The organism is Streptococcus sp. 23.2, from assembly GCF_016648665.1.
Taxonomy (GTDB): Bacteria; Bacillota; Bacilli; order Lactobacillales; family Streptococcaceae; genus Streptococcus; species Streptococcus salivarius_E.
This window is the reverse complement of sequence record NZ_JACLQJ010000013.1, coordinates 43202-61568: the sequence shown is the minus strand read 5'-3', so window position 1 is coordinate 61568 and position 18367 is coordinate 43202. Positions and strand designations below refer to the sequence as shown.

At 39.4% G+C, this 18367-nt stretch carries 15 protein-coding genes and 1 pseudogene; 12 read left to right on the top strand and 4 right to left on the bottom strand.

Annotated features, from left to right (window positions below; translation table 11 throughout):
- Nucleotides 1–35 precede the first annotated feature (35 nt).
- From H7T98_RS07795 to htpX, 9 genes and pseudogenes are all read left to right on the top strand, one after another.
- Entirely contained in the window at nt 36–1187 is a 1152-nt protein-coding gene (locus H7T98_RS07795) for a restriction endonuclease subunit S (RefSeq protein ID WP_201035938.1), read from the top strand.
- A gap of 165 nt (nt 1188–1352) precedes the next feature.
- Nucleotides 1353–1717, top strand: a pseudogene (locus H7T98_RS07790) (type II toxin-antitoxin system RelE/ParE family toxin).
- On the top strand, nt 1707–2000 hold the full coding sequence (locus H7T98_RS07785; protein WP_021144391.1) for a helix-turn-helix domain-containing protein: 294 nt from the start codon (nt 1707–1709) through the stop codon (nt 1998–2000). Before H7T98_RS07790 ends, H7T98_RS07785 begins: the two are co-directional and overlap by 11 nt.
- 21 nt (nt 2001–2021) lie before the next feature.
- Entirely contained in the window at nt 2022–3623 is a 1602-nt protein-coding gene (locus tag H7T98_RS07780; protein WP_037600884.1) for a type I restriction-modification system subunit M, read from the top strand.
- A 77-nt stretch (nt 3624–3700) separates the two neighbouring features.
- Nucleotides 3701–4624 carry an Rpn family recombination-promoting nuclease/putative transposase gene (locus H7T98_RS07775; protein ID WP_201061608.1) on the top strand — a complete coding sequence of 308 codons (924 nt, stop codon included), beginning with the start codon at nt 3701–3703 and terminating at the stop codon, nt 4622–4624.
- 532 nt (nt 4625–5156) lie between these two features.
- The gene (locus H7T98_RS07770; RefSeq protein ID WP_201035937.1) at nt 5157–8147 is read left to right on the top strand and encodes a YSIRK-type signal peptide-containing protein; all 2991 of its coding nucleotides are present in this window, start codon (nt 5157–5159) and stop codon (nt 8145–8147) included.
- A gap of 145 nt (nt 8148–8292) precedes the next feature.
- A complete protein-coding gene (locus tag H7T98_RS07765; RefSeq protein WP_037600896.1) occupies nt 8293–9297 on the top strand; it encodes a DNA/RNA non-specific endonuclease in 1005 nt (334 codons plus the stop codon).
- A gap of 148 nt (nt 9298–9445) precedes the next feature.
- Nucleotides 9446–10006, top strand: coding sequence for a LemA family protein (locus H7T98_RS07760; RefSeq protein ID WP_002890636.1), 561 nt, complete (start codon nt 9446–9448; stop codon nt 10004–10006).
- A gap of 1 nt (nt 10007) precedes the next feature.
- Complete coding sequence (gene htpX / locus H7T98_RS07755; protein WP_048790736.1) at nt 10008–10907, top strand: zinc metalloprotease HtpX; 900 nt, start codon at nt 10008–10010, stop codon at nt 10905–10907.
- 50 nt (nt 10908–10957) lie between these two features.
- On the opposite strand, the gene H7T98_RS07750 is transcribed toward htpX, so the two are convergent.
- The 4 genes from H7T98_RS07750 to H7T98_RS07735 form a co-directional block, all read right to left on the bottom strand.
- The gene (locus tag H7T98_RS07750; RefSeq protein ID WP_048790737.1) at nt 10958–11605 is read right to left on the bottom strand and encodes a metal-dependent transcriptional regulator; all 648 of its coding nucleotides are present in this window, start codon (nt 11603–11605) and stop codon (nt 10958–10960) included.
- Nucleotides 11606–11684: 79 nt separating this feature from the next.
- A complete protein-coding gene (locus H7T98_RS07745) occupies nt 11685–12611 on the bottom strand; it encodes a metal ABC transporter substrate-binding protein (RefSeq protein ID WP_048790738.1) in 927 nt (308 codons plus the stop codon).
- Between the two features lie 19 nt (nt 12612–12630).
- On the bottom strand, nt 12631–13470 hold the full coding sequence (locus tag H7T98_RS07740) for a metal ABC transporter permease (RefSeq protein ID WP_021147014.1): 840 nt from the start codon (nt 13468–13470) through the stop codon (nt 12631–12633).
- The gene (locus H7T98_RS07735; protein WP_002890643.1) at nt 13460–14188 is read right to left on the bottom strand and encodes a metal ABC transporter ATP-binding protein; all 729 of its coding nucleotides are present in this window, start codon (nt 14186–14188) and stop codon (nt 13460–13462) included. The genes H7T98_RS07740 and H7T98_RS07735 overlap by 11 nt, the downstream gene beginning before the upstream one ends.
- 288 nt (nt 14189–14476) lie before the next feature.
- Between H7T98_RS07735 and H7T98_RS07730 the strand changes: the two genes are divergently transcribed.
- The 3 genes from H7T98_RS07730 (at nt 14477) to ppc (ending at nt 18338) form a co-directional block, all read left to right on the top strand.
- Complete coding sequence (locus tag H7T98_RS07730) at nt 14477–14950, top strand: substrate-specific component CbrT of cobalamin ECF transporter (protein WP_021147012.1); 474 nt, start codon at nt 14477–14479, stop codon at nt 14948–14950.
- On the top strand, nt 14947–15342 hold the full coding sequence (locus tag H7T98_RS07725; RefSeq protein WP_048790740.1) for a DUF4430 domain-containing protein: 396 nt from the start codon (nt 14947–14949) through the stop codon (nt 15340–15342). Before H7T98_RS07730 ends, H7T98_RS07725 begins: the two co-directional genes overlap by 4 nt.
- Nucleotides 15343–15515: 173 nt before the next feature.
- Nucleotides 15516–18338 carry a phosphoenolpyruvate carboxylase gene (gene ppc / locus H7T98_RS07720; protein ID WP_073689706.1) on the top strand — a complete coding sequence of 941 codons (2823 nt, stop codon included), beginning with the start codon at nt 15516–15518 and terminating at the stop codon, nt 18336–18338.
- Nucleotides 18339–18367: the final 29 nt, after the last annotated feature.

The window sequence follows — 18367 nt, the reverse complement described above, 5'->3', positions numbered from 1 at the left end:
GTGCTAAATATAGTACAAATAGAGGAGACTAATTAATGTTTGAACCGAAAATACGGATAAATATTTTTAAAGATAGTTTATGGGAACTGAAGACTATAGTAAATTTTGTACTTGAAATTGGTACAGGAAAAAGTGAATATATAATTAATGATTATTCTATAAAAAATTCTTTTCCGATATTGGGGTCAACTTCTATTATTGGATTTGATAATTCTTTTGATTATTCTGGTGATTTTATTTTAACTGCTAGAGTTGGAGCGAATGCAGGAGAGATTTATAAATATTCTGGAGAAGCAAAAATAACAGATAATACAGTTTATATAAAATCAAATTGTTTGGATTATTTATATTATTCATTACTGCATTATAATCTTAAAAGGTTATCTTTTGGTACAGGACAACCATTAATTAAGACTAGTGAATTAAAAAAGATAAAGATATTTTTCCCAAGTTCATTAGAACAAACTGCTATCGGCACCCTCTTCCGCACCCTCGACGACCTTCTGGCTAGCTACAAGGACAATCTTGCTAACTATCAATCTCTCAAGGCGACCATGCTCTCTAAGATGTTTCCAAAAGCTGGACAGACTGTTCCTGAGATACGTTTGGATGGATATAAAGGTGAGTGGGACCTAATCAAGTTAGGTGATTTTTGTGATTTGATTACAAAAGGAACTACGGGAAAATCGCAATCAGAACAAGGAAAGGTTAACTTTGTTAAGGTTGAAAACTTAAAAGATAATGAAATCTATCCTATTGTTAAAATTTCAGAGGAAGAGCATTTCGGAAGTTTGAAGAGATCTATACTGTATGAAGGAGATATATTGTTTTCGATTGCGGGTACTCTTGGTAGAACTGCAATTGTTAAAAATAATATTCTTCCAGCTAATACAAATCAAGCTCTTGCAATTATTAGAGGGTACAAATTAGATGCATATTTTTTGTTAGTAGTATTATCTGGGGAAGTTGTGAAAGATTATATCCGAAAAAACCCCACAGTAGGTGCACAACCAAATCTGTCCTTAGAACAAGTTTCTTCTTTAAAAATAAAAATACCATCTTTAGAAGAACAACAAGCCATCGGCGCCTATTTCTCTAACCTTGATAACCTCATCAACTCTTACCAAGATAAAATTTCTCAGCTAGAAACACTCAAAAAGAAACTCTTGCAAGATATGTTTATCTAACCTTCAAAAATTCCCTTTATCAGCATCCATAAGCACAGCCTTTTTCGAATAGTATAAGTGAGCCCCTTTGATTCTTTCAAAGGGTGTTCCTTAGTATTTAATAACTTAAAAGTATTTACTTTTAATAACTTTAGAGTTATAATAAGTTCGAAAAGGGGTTGCTTTGTGCACGCTATTTATTTTTATAAGGACAAACAAGGGAATCAACCGGTCTTGGACTACATGAGGAAGCTAGCCGTAACGATAGCAAGGACAGTCGGATCAAACTCAACAAGCTCAACGACTATATTGAACTGTTGAGCCAGCATGGAACTCGTGCTGGCCAACCCTACATCAAGCATCTGGATGCGGAAATCTGGGAGTTGAGACCCTTGCGGGATCGGATTTTATTCGTGGCTTGGCTGGATGGGAGCTTTGTCCTACTGCATCCTTTTGTCAAAAAGACGCAAAAGACACCCAGACGAGAGATCGAAAAAGCCAAGCGAGAGTTGCAAGATTTGAAGGAAAGAGGGCTAAGAGATGAAGAATAGTGCCATCGGCAGCAATTGGAAAGATGTGAGAGCAGAGCTCTTCACCAAGGAAGAAATCCTGGAAAGTGATTTGCGGGTCGCGATTATGACTGAGCTCATCGAGGCTCGGCATGAAAAGGGCATTAGCCAAAAGAAACTAGAAGAACTTAGTGGGGTCAGTCAACCGGTCATCGCTCGGATGGAGACAGGAAAGACCAGTCCTCAATTGGACACGGTTTTGAAAGTCTTAGCCAGTCTGGGCAAGACCCTCGCTGTCGTCCCACTGGAACAAGAAAAGGTCTAAAAGAAATCAGAAAGAATTATTATGGAAACAACACAAACCTCCCAGTCGCTTTATCAAGCCCTGTGGAACTCAGCGGATGTGCTCCGCTCTAAGATGGATGCCAACGACTACAAGTCTTATCTCTTGGGCATGGTCTTTTACAAGTATTTGTCGGACAAGATGCTCTTTTTCGTGGCAGAGACCATGGGGGAAGAAACAGAAAGCTTGGAAGAGGCACTGGCAGTCTATCGTAAATACTACGAGGACGAGGAGACTCACGAGGACCTCTTGACAGTTATCACTGATGAGATGAGTTATGCCATTCATCCTGACTTGACCTTTACGGCCTTAGTGGAGCGAGTGAACGATGGAAGCTTTCAGTTAGAGGACTTGGCTCAGGGCTTCCGTGATATTGAGCAGAGTGACGAGCTTTATGAAAACCTTTTTGAAGATATCGACCTCTACTCTAAGAAACTTGGAGCGACTCCTCAAAAGCAAAATCAAACGGTTGCGGCTGTGATGAAAGAGTTGGCAGTCCTAGATGTGGCAGGTCATGCTGGTGATATGTTGGGGGATGCTTACGAGTACTTGATTGGTCAGTTTGCGACGGATTCGGGTAAAAAAGCTGGTGAGTTCTATACACCGCAACCTGTTGCCAAGCTCATGACTCAGATTGCCTTTTTAGGTCGTGAGGACAAGCAAGGCTTTACCCTTTATGATGCGACTATGGGGTCAGGATCGCTCTTGCTTAATGCCAAACGCTATTCACGTCAACCACAGACAGTGGTTTACTTTGGTCAAGAGTTGAACACCTCAACTTATAACCTGGCACGTATGAACATGATTCTGCACGGTGTGCCGATTGAAAACCAGTTTTTACACAACGCTGATACCTTGGATGAAGATTGGCCAACCCAAGAGCCGACTAACTTTGACGGTGTTCTCATGAACCCGCCTTATTCAGCCAAGTGGTCTGCAAGCTCAGGTTTCATGGATGACCCCCGATTCTCACCATTTGGGAAACTAGCACCTAAGTCTAAGGCTGATTTTGCCTTCCTCTTGCATGGTTACTATCACTTGAAGCAAGACAATGGTGTTATGGCCATCGTTCTACCTCATGGGGTGCTCTTCCGTGGTAACGCCGAAGGGACTATTCGTAAGGCTTTGTTAGAAGAGGGTGCCATTGATACGGTTATCGGTCTGCCTGCTAATATTTTCTTTAATACCAGTATTCCGACAACGGTTATCATTCTCAAAAAGAACCGCACCAATCGTGATGTTTATTTTATCGATGCCTCTAAGGAGTTTGATAAGGGGAAAAATCAGAACATCATGACAGATGCCCATATTGAAAAGATTCTCAATGCCTATAAGAGCCGTGAGGATATGGACAAGTTTGCCCATCTGGCTAGTTTTGAAGAGATTGTGGAAAATGACTACAACCTTAATATCCCTCGCTATGTGGATACCTTTGAGGAAGAAGAAGTGGAGCCCTTGACCGAGATTGTGGCTAAGATTAATCAGACCAATGCGACGATTGAAAGTCAGACAGCCTCCCTTCTTGATATGCTTGGTCAGCTTCATGGAACGACCAAAGAAGCAGACGCAGAACTCAAGGCTTTTGTGAAAGCATTTAAGGGGTAGTTGCAAGCTTTCATTTACTTTTTCCGAATAGTAGAAGTAGAGGGGCCAACCCTCTATTTTTTCTTAAGGAGAGGTAAATGGAAAAAAGACACAAGCATGTCTCACCGACCTTGGATATCATGGCTAAGAAGATTTTTAGCCTGCCTGAGGTGACGGTGGCTTTTATTCGAGATATTTTGGATTTGGATGTTGTGGATGCTCAGATTTTGGAGGGGACACAGCTTCATAAAAAGGACTTTGACGAGGATGAGCTCTTTTCAACCTCGGTGGATGTTTGGGCTAAGTTGAATGATGGAACTGAGGTTATCATTGAGATTCAGGTGCGTAAGCAGCATTATTTTCTCAATCGTTTTCATTATTATTTGGCTAACCAGCTGGTGGAAAATGTGCAACAATTACGCCAACAAGGACAGACGCATAAGATGTACGAGCAGATGAAGCCAGTCTATGGCATAGCTATCTTGGAGAAGACCTTGTTGCCAGATGAGGAGTCCCCGATTAATACTTATTGGATGGCCAATAGTCGGACGGGCAAGCCTTTGTATTCTTTCTATAAGGATGGGAAACGGCAAAACCTTCTTCAGATTGCCTTTTTAGAGTTGGATAAGTATAATAAAGATAAGCATATCAGGGATGAAGGGCGGCAGTGGCTAGAGTTTTTTGGAAATCTCCCATTTTCCAAGGCACCTAGTCAAGCGGTCACGCATGCCGATTCATTACTGGATTCATCCAGCTGGACACAGGAGGAAAAGGCGATGATTGATGAACGCATACGTATTCAAGAAAATTATGACATGACTATGGAAACAGCTATCGATGAAGCACGTGAAGAAGGCATAGAGAAAGGGTTAGAGCAGGGACTAGAACAAGGCTTGGAGCGAGGTCGCCATGAGGGACAACTAGAACTGATTCGTAAGATGCTGTCAAAAGGTCTATCTCTAGAAGTAGTATCAGATGTGACTGGTCTGTCACTTGAAGAACTAGAGGCAATGTTATCGTAAAATCTTGTTAGGTTAGTTATTTTTTTGAAAAATAAGAGGCAGATTTTTGTCTCTTTTTTATTTTTTTGATGTTTAACATTTGTAATACTAAAACATTCGGAAAATAATACTTTGAAGCGTAAAATTAAAAAAGACTGTCAAACGTTTGACAGAAATCTGAGAAAACAAATTTAAAACATTTTGATTGTTTTGCCTGATAACTCTTGCTAAATAAGCCTTTATGGAAATTCAGAGTTTTTTCTTTCTTACACGTGAAAGAAATCACCTTTTTGTGCGACATTTTTAGACTGTAATTTAGACGTGATTGACTGAACTTTCTAATATGACAATTTTGTTAAGGCCTTGTTAAAATGGATAGCCTAGCCTTTTTTTTTACTTTTTCATCCCTTATAATTTATTTTGGTTTGTTTTTAATAAGAAAAACAACAGCATTATTAACAATCTTTAATGTGAGGGAATCTTTATTTTCTTTCAAAGGACGGCTTGGTCCTATGATAGAGAGATTGTGAAAAAAAGTATCAGGAGAATAGACTTGTTTAAAGAAAGAAAAACGAAACCAAAGTACAGCATCCGTAAATATTCTATTGGCGCAGCATCAGCTTTGATTGGCTTTATGGCTCTTGCTAATGGGCAAGCTGCTCAGGCTGATGAGGCACAATCGATTAGTGATTTGACTGATGCCTCAAATCAGGCACAGACACCTCAAACAGCCTCAACGGCACAATTGGCGACTTCCGAACCAGCATCAGTTGAGACTGTGCAAGCGTCACAGCCTGCCAATATTATGCCAGCTCAGCCACAGGTTACCACTGTTCAAGCGGCTGAACAGACTCCGACCATTGATCAATTAGTTGAGGCAAGTAACCCACAAACTCAAGAAACTTCAGCAAATGTCTTAACCAATGCGACTGAGGACCAAGGTCAAGGCAAGGAGTACAGCACAGATGGTTACGGTGCAAAAATGCCTTATACGACTCATGAGGCAGAAAATGCAAGTGTTGAAAATGGTGCTACAATCCAGCAGTCAACGGACATGGAATCTACGGCTGTGGAAGCGACTAACCAAACTTATGTTGAACTTCCTAAAAAGGATGCGGCAGTTACTTTCAATGTCACTGAGCCAGCCAATGCTTTGAATGTGCGTTATACAATACCTGATGGTGCATCAGGTCAGTTGGATGTGCAGGTCAATGGTTCAAGCGTTGGTAATCTTGATTTGTCATCTCACTCAGCATGGCAGTACCTTAAAGGGGACCATGAGTATGATCAAGCCATTGATGGTTCAAGTGCACGTTTTCGTTTTGATGAGACACGTCTTCTCCTAAAGGATATCCAATTGAAATCTGGAGATAAGATTTCTCTAGTTAAAAAGAAAGATGACAATGTCCCTTACGGTATTGACTTTATTGAGCTAGAACAGGCTCCAGCGCCTGTTGCCCAAGGTGAAAATAGTATCAGTATCGTGGATAAGGGTGCATCTGCCAATGATGATAGTGACGACACAGCTGCCCTACTTGCGGCTGTGGAAGAAGCTAAAGCCAGCGGAAAATCTGTCTATATTCCAGAAGGACGTTTCAATTTTGACAAACAGGTTAATATTGAAGCTGATAATCTAAAAATCTCAGGTGCCGGCGTTTGGCATACGCAACTACACTTTACAAGTGACAAACGCTATGGTGGTGGTATTGTCTTCGGTCATAATAGTAATGGCATTGAGTTGAGCAATCTTTACATGGATTCTAACTTGACGTCTCGTTATAATGAGGATGCGCAGTACAAGGCTATTTCGGGAACACTTGGTAAGGATTCGAAAATTCACGACATCTGGGTTCAGCATTTTGAAGTCGGTATGTGGATTGGAGACTACGACCAGACGGGAAATATGAAGTATACGGACGGTCTTGTCGTTGAAAATGCTCGTATCCGTAATAACTTAGCTGATGGTATTAACTTTGCTCAAGGGACCAAGAATTCAACAGTTAAAAACTCTAATATCCGTGGGAATGGTGATGATGGTTTAGCTATCTGGTCAAGTATTTCAGATGGGACAAATGCAGCAGTTGAGGAAAATAATAGATTCCTAAACAACACCATTGAATCAGGCTGGCGTGCGGCTGGTATCGGTATTTTTGGTGGTAAGGGGCATGAAATTTCAGGAAACCTCATCAAGGACGTCTTTGCTGGAGCAGGTATCCGTATAAACACTGTCTTTGCAGGTCACAATTTTGACCTCAATGATTCTGGAATTAAGATTCATGACAATACCGTTCTACGTTCAGGGACAACTAATGACCTCTATAACCTCCATCGTGGTGCCATTGATTTCCAACAAGTTCGTGGAACAATCAAGAATGTCGATGTCTACGATAATAAACTATTGAATACCTTGGCTGATCCAGTGATTACCAAAAACTTTGAGATGGGTGACAATGGTAATGGAGAAATCCGTTTATCTAATAATACGATTGACAATAAGGCGACGATTGTTGGAGCTGTTTCAACAGTTTCTCCAACAAAGCCTGTCAATAATCCAGTCTCAGAGACTTCAGTTTCCGAGACACCAAAGAGTGAGGGAGGTTCAAGCACTCCAGTTTCTGAAGCATCTAACAGTGAAGTAGCTTCCGAGACATCAGTTTCAGAAACACCAAAGAGTGAGGCAAGTTCAAGCACTCCAGTTTCTGAAGTATCTAACAGTGAAGTAATCTCAGAGACATCAGTTTCAGAAACACCAAAGAGTGAGGCAAGTTCAAGCACTCCAGTTTCTGAAGCTTCTAACAGTGAAGTGATCTCAGAGTCTTCAGTTTCAGAAACAGCAAAGAGTGAAGCAAGCTCAACTGCTCCAGTCTCTGAGTCACCAAAGAATGAGGAAACTTCAGTGGCTTCATCTACTAGTCAGGTTAACGTAGCAATTACTTCTGACAGCCCAGAGAAATCTCCAACTTCAGAAAGTACACAAAAGGATCCGATTAGCGAGGTTTCTTCAGAAGTTATTGAAAAAGGTTCAACAAGTCAGGTCGATGTCAAAGTTTCTGAATCTCCAACAACAGCACGTACATCTGAAGTTGTCAGCATCTCACCAAATAGTCAGGTCGCTTATAACAATGACCTAAAAATCTCTGTAACAAGCAGTCAGCTCGCCTCAGAAGCTATTCGCTATAATTCTCTTTTGAATGAGAAGTCTGTGGATATGATTGCAAGTAAAGTTATGGCGGTTATGGCCTCTGAAACATTAGCCTCAGAAGCGGCATCACTTACAAGCTCTGAAGGTGTTGCCAAAGAGATTAGCAGTGATTTGTCAGAATTGGCGGAAAGCAAGAAGGATGACACACCTAAGAATGTCGCCCGAATTGATAAAGCAACTGAGGCTAAACAGGTGGCCAAGAGTTCTGAAAGCCAAGCTAGCACTTCAAAAGAAAAAGGTAAGTCTAATACGACAACGGTCTTCCTTCTTGTCGGAGTTGCTGCGGCACTAAGTATATCTACAGTTTATCTTACAAAACAAGGTAAAAAAGCAGGTAAATAATAGGTAAGAAACATCCATTAAATTGGATGTTTTTTTGTTTTTAAGCAAGCTCTAAGATACCTAATATCATTATTCTTTATTTTTAATCATCCGTTTTGATTTGGTCCTGTATAATTAAAGTGATAAGAAAAATTAAGGAGTTAAGATGATGAAAGAAAAAAGAAATAGTAGGATTTGTTTATTTGCTCTCCTTGTTTTAGTATTTACTTTAGGATTCGGATTTTCATTAGATACTAGCAAACAATCTTTGGCTGTGAGTTCTCAAGTGGTTCAAGCGGATGAGAATAATGGTATCTTGGCTTTTAATGGTCAAAAGCAGTTTGTCATGGAGGAGAAGGACCAGCTAGGACGTGCCCACAGTGCTCATATACAGTTACAAGATAAGGACGAGCCGAAGAATAAACGCCCCGGTAAAATAAAATATGATCCTGTAGGATGGCATAACTATAAGTTTTATTATGGTGATGGTAAATCAAAATCTTGGTTAATGAATCGAGGACATTTGATTGGCTATCAGTTTTCTGGTGTCAATGACGAGGGCAAGAATTTAGTACCTATGACTGCCTGGTTGAACTCTGGAAATTATAAAGGAACCGACGAAGGTAATCAGTCAGGCATGCTTTATTACGAGAATCGCTTGGATAACTGGCTGGCACTCCACCCTAACTATTGGTTAGATTATAAGGTAACAGCTATCTACAGTGGAGACGAGTTGTTGCCTCGTCAAGTGGAACTTCAGTATGTCGGTATTGATAGTTCTGGAAATCTCTTAGAAATTAAACTTGGTGGAGATAAGGAGACTCTTGACAGTCAGGGAGTTACGCATGTTATCTTGGATAACCAATCACCAAATGCAGAAATCAATTATGCAGATGGGACAGCGACAAATACGGTTACTGAATTTACTGAAGCACCATCTGAGCCTAGTTCTGAGAGTTCACAGGTGACTGAACAACCGAGTTCTGAGCTAGAGCCTGTGCAACCTACACAAGAAGAAAGTAGAACAGTTTATGTGGCGCGTCATGGAACAGCAGATGTTTATTGGTATGACATCAACAGTATGCCTAGCAATACCAACAAAGCAAATGTCGTTACTATGACAGAAGCAGATGCCCTAGCCCAAGGTAAACGACACACGTCTAAAGAGTAGTACAAAAGCTGGACATCTTGTCCAGTTTTTTTGTAAAACGGCTCACATTTTACCACTTTTATCTGAAAATTTGATATACTGAGACTATCAAAATACTTGTAAGAGAAGTCGTACCGACTCTTTTTAAGTATAAGAAAGGAAACTAAATATGATTTGGATTATTATTGCCATTATTGTTGTTCTTGTGATTTTTGTTATTACAAGTTATAACGGCTTGGTTAAAAGCCGTATGCAAACCAAGGAGGCTTGGAGTCAAATTGATGTTCAATTGAAACGTCGTAATGATCTCCTTCCTAACTTGATTGAAACAGTTAAAGGTTACGCTAAATATGAAGGTTCAACGCTTGAAAAAGTAGCAGAACTTCGTAATCAAGTAGCAGCTGCGACTTCTCCTGCAGCAGCTATGCGTGCCAGTGATGAATTGACTCGTCAGGTTTCTGGAATCTTTGCCGTAGCTGAAAGTTACCCTGATCTTAAGGCTAGTGCCAACTTCAGCCAGCTTCAAGAAGAGTTGACGAACACTGAAAATAAAATTGCCTATTCGCGCCAACTCTATAACAGTGTGACAAGTAACTACAATGTGAAATTGGAAACTTTCCCAAGCAATGTTATTGCTAAAATGTTTAGCTTTAAGGCTGCTGAATTCCTTGAAACACCAGAAGAAGAAAAAGCTGTTCCTAAGGTTGATTTCAGTGGACTAGGTAACTAATATGTTATTTGATCAGATTGCTCGAAATAAGAGAAAGACTTGGCTTTTGCTCCTGGTCTTTTTCCTCTTGTTGGGTCTTGTTGGTTACGGTGTCGGCTATCTTTGGTTAGGTTCAGGCTTCGGTGGTCTGATTCTTGCTCTAGTTATCGGTTTTATCTATGCTGTTACCATGATTTTCCAATCAACCAATGTCGTTATGGCTATGAATGGTGCACGAGAGGTTGATGAACAAACCGCTCCGAACCTTTATCATGTGGTCGAGGACATGGCTATGGTGGCTCAAATCCCAATGCCACGTGTCTTTATTGTCAATGATCCTTCAATGAATGCTTTTGCAACGGGATCTAGCCCTAAAAATGCTGCTGTAGCTGCTACAACAGGTCTTCTTGCGGTTATGAATCGTGAGGAACTTGAAGGAGTTATTGGACATGAAGTGAGTCATATTCGCAACTACGATATCCGAATCTCTACCATAGCAGTTGCCTTAGCATCTGCCATTACCATGCTAGCTGGGATGGCTCGTAATATGATGTTCTGGGGTGGAGGCCGTCGTAGAAATGATGATGACCGTAATGGAAGCAGCGGTTTGGAAATTATTCTTCTCATTATTTCCTTGATTGCCATTATTCTTGCGCCTTTGGCAGCTACCTTGGTTCAGTTGGCTATTTCACGCCAGCGTGAATTTTTAGCTGATGCTTCTAGCGTCGAATTGACACGTAACCCACAAGGTATGATTAATGCTCTGCTTAAACTTGATAATAGTGCGCCAATGCAACATCATGTGGATGATGCTAGCGCAGCCCTCTTTATCAATGACCCTAAAAAAGAATCTGGTTTGCAGAAGCTCTTTTATACCCACCCCCCAATTTCAGAACGGGTGGAACGCTTGAAACAAATGTAAAAAAAGTGAGGCTGATGACACTTCTAAGTGTGTTCATCAGCCTCGCTTTTTTAGTTTGATTCAATATAAAGGTTGCTAGCAACAGTTTCTGGAATTTGAATTTCTTTTCCATCAATATTCAGGCGGTATAGTAGTGTAAAAGGGTCAAAGCCTTCAAAGGTAAAAGGTGTTCCAATTTTAAGACCGACAGTCTTCAAATAATGGAGTAGATCAATTTGATCTTGAACTCGACGAAGGACATAGTCTCCAGGAGCAAGGTCTTGTGTAAAAGTCTGGTTGTAGATTTCCTCTATGAGCTGACCTGATTTAGGAATCTGCCCACCGTGTGGACAGGTTTTGGGGTAATTGAGTAGGCGGTCAAGGGCATTGATAAAGTGATCAGAGACAGTATGCTCTAAAATTTCTGCCTCTTGATGAATTTGATCACAAGTGTATTGCAAGTGGTCCACCAAAAAGGCTTCGATGAGGCGATGTTTCCGATAGAGTTCAGCAACGTTGATTGTACCTGTTTCCGTTAGGAGGTAGCCCTTGGCTTTATCTTTGATGATAAGGCCTTCTGAAATCAATTTCTTAATCATTTCTGTCACAGCAGGTGGAGACACCTGCATGCGGTTCGCAATTTCCTTATTACTAATTTTGCCTTCTTCAGTACCAATCTCATAGATACATTTGAGGTAGTCTTCTTTATTAGGTGTCATTTCTCTTCCTTTGAAAATAGTCTCATCTTAGTATAACAGATTTATCAGAAGAATACAGAACATATCTTAGATAAGATTTTTACTGATTCAAGCCTTGGGTGATTTTATCCAGATTATATTTCATCATGTTGTAGTAGCTGTCACCGTTTTGCCCTTTTTCAGCAATAGAATCTGTAAAGATCTTTGCATAGATAGGAATATTGGTATCCTTAGATACTGTTTTCATAGGGCGTTCATCGACACTAGATTCGACAAAGAGAGCTGGTACCTTTGTTTGACGTAGTTTTTCCACGAGTGTTTTGATTTGGTCTGGTGTGCCTTCTTCTTCTGTATTGATTTCCCAGATGTAGGCAGATGGTACGCCATAGGCTTTTGAGAAGTATTTGAAGCATCCTTCACTAGTGACAATCAGTTTTTTCTCATCGGGAATCTTGTTAAATGTTTCTTTAGCTTCTTGGTCCAGTTTACTAAGTTTGTCAGTATAGGATTTTAGATTCTTTTCGTAGTAGGTCTTGTTTTTAGGGTCCTTAGCAATCAGTTGCTTGGCAATATTTTGAGCATAAATAATCCCATTTTCCAGATTAAGCCAAGCGTGGGGATCCTCTTTACCTTTTTCTGACTGACCTTCAAGATAAATCACCTCAACACCATCACTAACTGCAAAATAATCTTTATTTTCTGTCTTATGAGCATTCTTGACTAACTTAGTAAACCAAGCATTTCCACCAGTTTCTAAATTGATACCGTTGTAAAAAATCAAGTCAGCTTGCGATGTCTTCTTTACATCATCAGGAAGGGGTTCGTATTCGTGAGGATCCTTACCAACGGGGACAATACTGTGGAGAGTGATTTTATCTCCGGCAATATTTTTGGTGATATCAGCAATAATGGAATTGGTCGTAACGACTCGTAATTTATCCTTGTTACTGCCTTGTTTATTGGTACAAGCTGTTAGAGTAACTACCGCTAAAAGTAGTAGTACTATTGTTGATAGTATTTTTTTCATATTATTTTCATCCTATTTTTTATTGTTTAGAAGTTTTATTCATGCCACTTTGTTTTGGGGCGATGAAAAAGCTGATGAGAAAGAGTAGAGCAGACGTTAATACAATGCTCGAACCAGCTGCAATATTAAAACTATAGCCGATAAAAAGACCTAGAACAGATGCCAGAGCCCCCAATCCTGATGAGAGAAGAATCATTGTTTTTAGGCTATGAACATAAAGGTAGGCAGTGGCAGCCGGTGTAATTAAAAGTGCCACAATAAGAATAGTGCCAACACTCTGCATGGCAGTTACAGAAACCAAAGTTAGAATAACCATAAGTAAGTAGTGGTAGAAGGTGACCTTAACTCCCATAGACTTGGCCAAAATTGGATCAAAGGATGTTAGGAGTAGAGGGCGAAAGAAGATTGTAATAGTTGCTAGTACGAGAAGTGAAACGATAATCGTTATCCACATATCCATGTCTTGTACAGCTAGAATATTCCCGAAGAGAATATGAAAGAGATCTGTGGAACTATTAGCAACACCGATGAGAATAATACCGAGAGCTAGAAAGCTCGAAAAGGTAATCCCAATTGCCGTGTCACTCTTAATAATGGAATTGCTTTTGATATAGGTAATCATTGTAGAAGCTAAAAGTCCAAAGATGATGGCTCCTATGAAAAAGTTAATACCCAAGATAAAGGAAGTAGCTACGCCGGGTAAAACCGCATGTGAAATCGCATCACCCATAAGCGACATGCCTCTTAGAATAATAAAACAACCAACAGCCCCTCCGACAATTCCAATAACTAAAGCCGTTATAAGAGCATTTTGTAAGTAGTGGAAATTTAGCAAACCATCAATAAATTCAGAAATCATTTACATCTCCTTTATAAAATAAACTGTTACCGTAGGTTTTACGGAGATTATCCTCATTAAAAACAAGATTAGTAGGCCCACTAGCAATCAGTTTACGATTTAGGAGGATAACTTGGTCAAAATAATGAGGAACTTTGCTCAAATCATGGTGGACAATAAGAATAAGCTTACCTTTGTCCCTAAGTTCTCTCAAGGTGTTCATGATAATATCTTCGCTAACAGAGTCAATCCCTACAAAGGGTTCATCTAATAAAATAATATCAGCCTCTTGTACAAGACAACGAGCGATTAGAACACGTTGAAATTGCCCTCCTGATAATTGGCTTATTTGTCGATGGGCCAAATCATTTAGACCAAGTAGTGTTAAAGCATCTGTGACCTTAGACCAATCACTCTTAGATAGACGTTTAAAGAACTTGGTTTTGGGATAGAGTCCTAGAGAGATGCACTCTCTGACAGTAATCGGAAAGTTAAAATCAATATCAGCCTTCTGTGCAACATAGGAAATACGATTCAATTGCTGACGAATAGGTTGTTTATTGAAAAGGATTTTTCCAGAGTGAGGAATAATACCAATTAATGCTTTAATTAGAGTTGATTTACCAGCACCATTTGGTCCAATAATCCCAGTAATACTAGGTCCCTCCAAGTTTAAGGTGATATTATCCAGAGCCAATGTCTGTTGGTAAGACACATTAATATTTTCAATTTGAATCATTAGCTACCTCCTTGAGTTTAATATACTTTAAAATAAAAAATAAGTCAAGTTAACTTTTATAATTAATCAAACTTAATTATTTACTGTTGTCAAGATGACAGAGGATAGTGAATGAGAGTACATTTTTATATCAAATATTTAGCCTAATCAAACTGTTTGACATTTGGGAGAGGCAACAAGGAATATTACTTTCTTCAATTTGTACAATCTTACTCTGTATTTCAAGAAATCTTTAGTTTTTATTTTTAAAAACTAGTCATATTTCCTTATTTCTGGCATAATAGATGTATGAAACTAACGATTCAACGAATGGCTCGAATAGCCATTTTGTCAGCTCTGGCAGTAGGATTGCGGTCGGCATTTATAGGATTGCCAAATATTCAGCCTATTACAGCTATGTTTTTTGTGGCTGTTCTTTACTTGGGTTTGGTAGATGGTCTCTTGATTATGGCTTTAACCATGTCCATCTCAGGATTCATCTTTGGTTTTGGTCCTTGGGTCTTTAATCAGATTCTTGCCTTCGGCGTCTTGATGGCTCTTTGGAGTTTGATTGCACCTAGGTTGTCACTTGTTTGGCAGATTGCTTTGGTAACTCTCTTGTCCTTTCTCTATGGGGTTCTCATGGATTATAGCTATGGCCTCCTATTTAGAAGTGGGATTACCTTTGTTATTTCTGGTCTGCTTTACGACACCTATCATGCAGTATCGACGCTTCTATTCTATCCATTCATCCAGTCTATTTTTAGGAGGTTTTTGAAATGAAAAAATTATTGACATATATTTTTCTTGCTTTATCACTTGTTACTCTAGCAGCCTGTGGAAAAAATGAGGCAGCTAAACTTACTAGCAGCACAAATAATCATCAGTCTAAGGTTCAAGGTCAAGTGACTTTGATTTTGAAAACAGATAAGGAAAGTAAGAAAAAATCAGTAGAAATCCAAAAAGGTGATACAGTGCTTGATGTATTGGAAGAGGTATATCCTGTTCAAGAAAACGATGGCTTCATCACTGAGATTGATGGTATTTCTCAAGATAAAGATAAGGGGATCTATTGGATGTTTGATGTCAATGGTAAACTAGGTGAAAAAGCAGCCAACCAACTTAAGGTTGAAGATGGCGATGAAATCAAATTCTATCAAGAAAAGTATAATTAAGATTCTGAACTCTGTTTCAGAGTCTTTTTTATAAAGTTCGGAAATAGCCTTGAAAATTTGTTTGAAAAAGTCGGAAAATTGCAAAATAACTGACGATTTAAAGGAAAATAGTTTACTTTTGTTTTAAAAGTGATATGATAAGAGGGTACTACATAAAGTAAGGAGAATAAGGTTTGGCTTTTAACAAATTGGAAAGCAGTAACAACCAGGAAATCATCTCTGAAGAAGTTGGTATCTTGAAAGAATTGTTGGATGATGCAACACGAGGCATGGCTGGAGAGCAAGGTCTCACAACTATCCAACATTTGGTTGAACTTTATGATGAAGGTGACTATGTGGCCCTTACACAAGCCATTTCAGAAATGACAAATGACGATATGGTCGTTGCATCACGTTATTTCTCTTTGTTACCTCTCTTAATTAATATCTCTGAAGACGTGGATTTGGCTTATGAAGTCAACCACAAGAACAATATTGATGAATCTTATCTAGGTAAGTTGTCTGAAACCTTTGATGTTGTCGCTGAAAGTGAAAATGCACGTGACATTCTTGAACATGTCAATGTCGTGCCAGTATTGACAGCCCACCCAACTCAGGTTCAACGTAAAACTATGCTTGAATTGACTAACCACATTCACGAACTTCTCCGTAAGCATCGTGATGTTAAGGCTGGTCTTATTAACAAGGATAAATGGTATGCAGATTTGCGTCGTTATGTAGAAATCATGATGCAAACAGATATCATTCGTGAGAAAAAACTTAAGGTTAAAAACGAAATCACTAACGTTATGGAGTATTACAACTCCTCATTGATTAAGGCGATTACAAACTTATCACATGAATTCAAACGTTTAGCAGTTGAAAAAGGTATCGAACTTGACAATCCAACACCTATTACTATGGGAATGTGGATTGGTGGTGACCGTGACGGGAACCCATTTGTAACAGCAGAAACTCTTAAACTTTCTGCCACTGTACAAAGTGAAGTTATCCTTAACTACTATATTGAAAAAGTTGATAATCTTTACCGTTCGTTCTCCCTCTCATCACGCTTGACTGAGGTTTCAGATACAGTAGCAGAGATGGCGAAACATTCTCCAGATACATCTGTTTATCGTGAAAATGAACCTTACCGTCGTGCTTTCAGTTACATCCAGTCTAAGTTGATTCAGACACTTCTTTTCTTTAAAGAAGGAAACTTTAGCAAGGAAAGAGTTGCTAAACGTCTTTCTGAAAATGTTCGTCTAGGCTCAGCTTCAACGGGTGAAGTAGTAGCTGATTACGTGCAACAACGTCTCAGCCAAAGTCTTCAAGCTGTCTCACAACAAACGACTGAATTTTATGAAACAGCTGAGGATTTCCATGATGATCTTTTGGCAATCAAAAATTCACTTCTTGAAAATGACGATGCTGTCTTAATTTCAGGTGATTTTGAAGAGCTTCTCCAAGCTGTAGAAGTCTTTGGTTTCTATCTTGCTACAATCGATATGCGTCAGGATTCAAGCGTTCATGAAACTTGTGTGGCAGAATTGCTTAAGTCTGCTAATATTGTTGATAACTATAGTGAATTGACTGAGGTTGAAAAGGTTGCGGTTCTTCTCAAAGAATTGCAAGAAGATCCTCGTACTTTGTCATCAACTAATGTGCCTAAGTCAGAAATTCTTGAAAAAGAATTGGCAATCTTCCGTACAGCTCGTCTCTTGAAAGACTATATTGGTGAAGATGTCATCAAACAACATATCATTTCTCACACTGAGAGCGTTTCTGATATGTTTGAGTTGGCTATCCTTCTTAAAGAAGTTGGCTTGGTTGATACAGAACGTGCGCGTGTCCAAATCGTTCCACTTTTTGAAACTATCGAAGACTTGGAAAACTCTAATGATATCATGAAACAATACCTTGGTTATGATATCGTTAAACGTTGGATTAAGAATAGCAATAACTACCAAGAAATCATGTTGGGTTACTCAGACTCTAACAAAGATGGTGGTTACTTGTCATCTGGTTGGACACTCTACAAGGCTCAAAATGAATTGACTAAGATTGGGGAAGAGCGTGGTATTAAGATTACCTTCTTCCATGGTCGTGGTGGTACTGTTGGTCGTGGTGGTGGCCCATCATATGATGCCATTACTTCTCAACCATTTGGTACCATTAAAGACCGTATCCGCTTGACTGAACAAGGTGAGGTTATCGGTAATAAATATGGCAACAAGGATGCTGCTTACTACAATCTTGAAATGCTTGTTTCAGCTGCTCTTGACCGTATGGTGACACGTCAAATTGCCGATCCAGAAGAATTGGTTGATTTCCGTGAGGTTATGGACGGAATTGTTCACGATTCAAATGTTATTTATCGTGACCTTGTCTTTGGAAATGAACATTTCTATGATTACTTCTTTGAAGCTAGTCCTATCAAAGAAGTGTCAAGTTTGAATATTGGTTCTCGTCCAGCTGCTCGTAAGACTATTACTGAAATTTCTGGTCTTCGTGCGATTCCTTGGGTATTCTCATGGTCACAAAACCGTATCATGTTCCCAGGTTGGTATGGTGTGGGTTCTGCCTTTAATCGCTTTATCCAAGCTGAAGAAGGCAACCTCGAGAAACTTCAACATATGTTTGAAACATGGCCATTCTTCCGTTCACTTTTGTCAAACGTAGACATGGTGCTTTCAAAATCAGATATGAATATCGCCTTCCACTATGCACAATTGGCAGAAAGTGAAGAAGTTCGTAGTGTCTTCAATATTATTTTGGATGAGTGGCAGTTGACTAAAGATGTCATTCTTGCGATTGAAAAACATGATGGCTTCCTTGATGAAAGTCCATCGCTTAAAGCAAGTTTGGACTTCCGTTTACCATACTTCAATGTCTTGAACTACATCCAAATTGAATTGATTAAACGTCTTCGTAACAATGATTTGACCGATGACGAAATTAGCCTTATTCACATTACCATCAATGGTATTGCAACAGGTCTTCGTAACTCTGGTTAATAAAGTAAAGTTCATCACGTTAGTGGTGG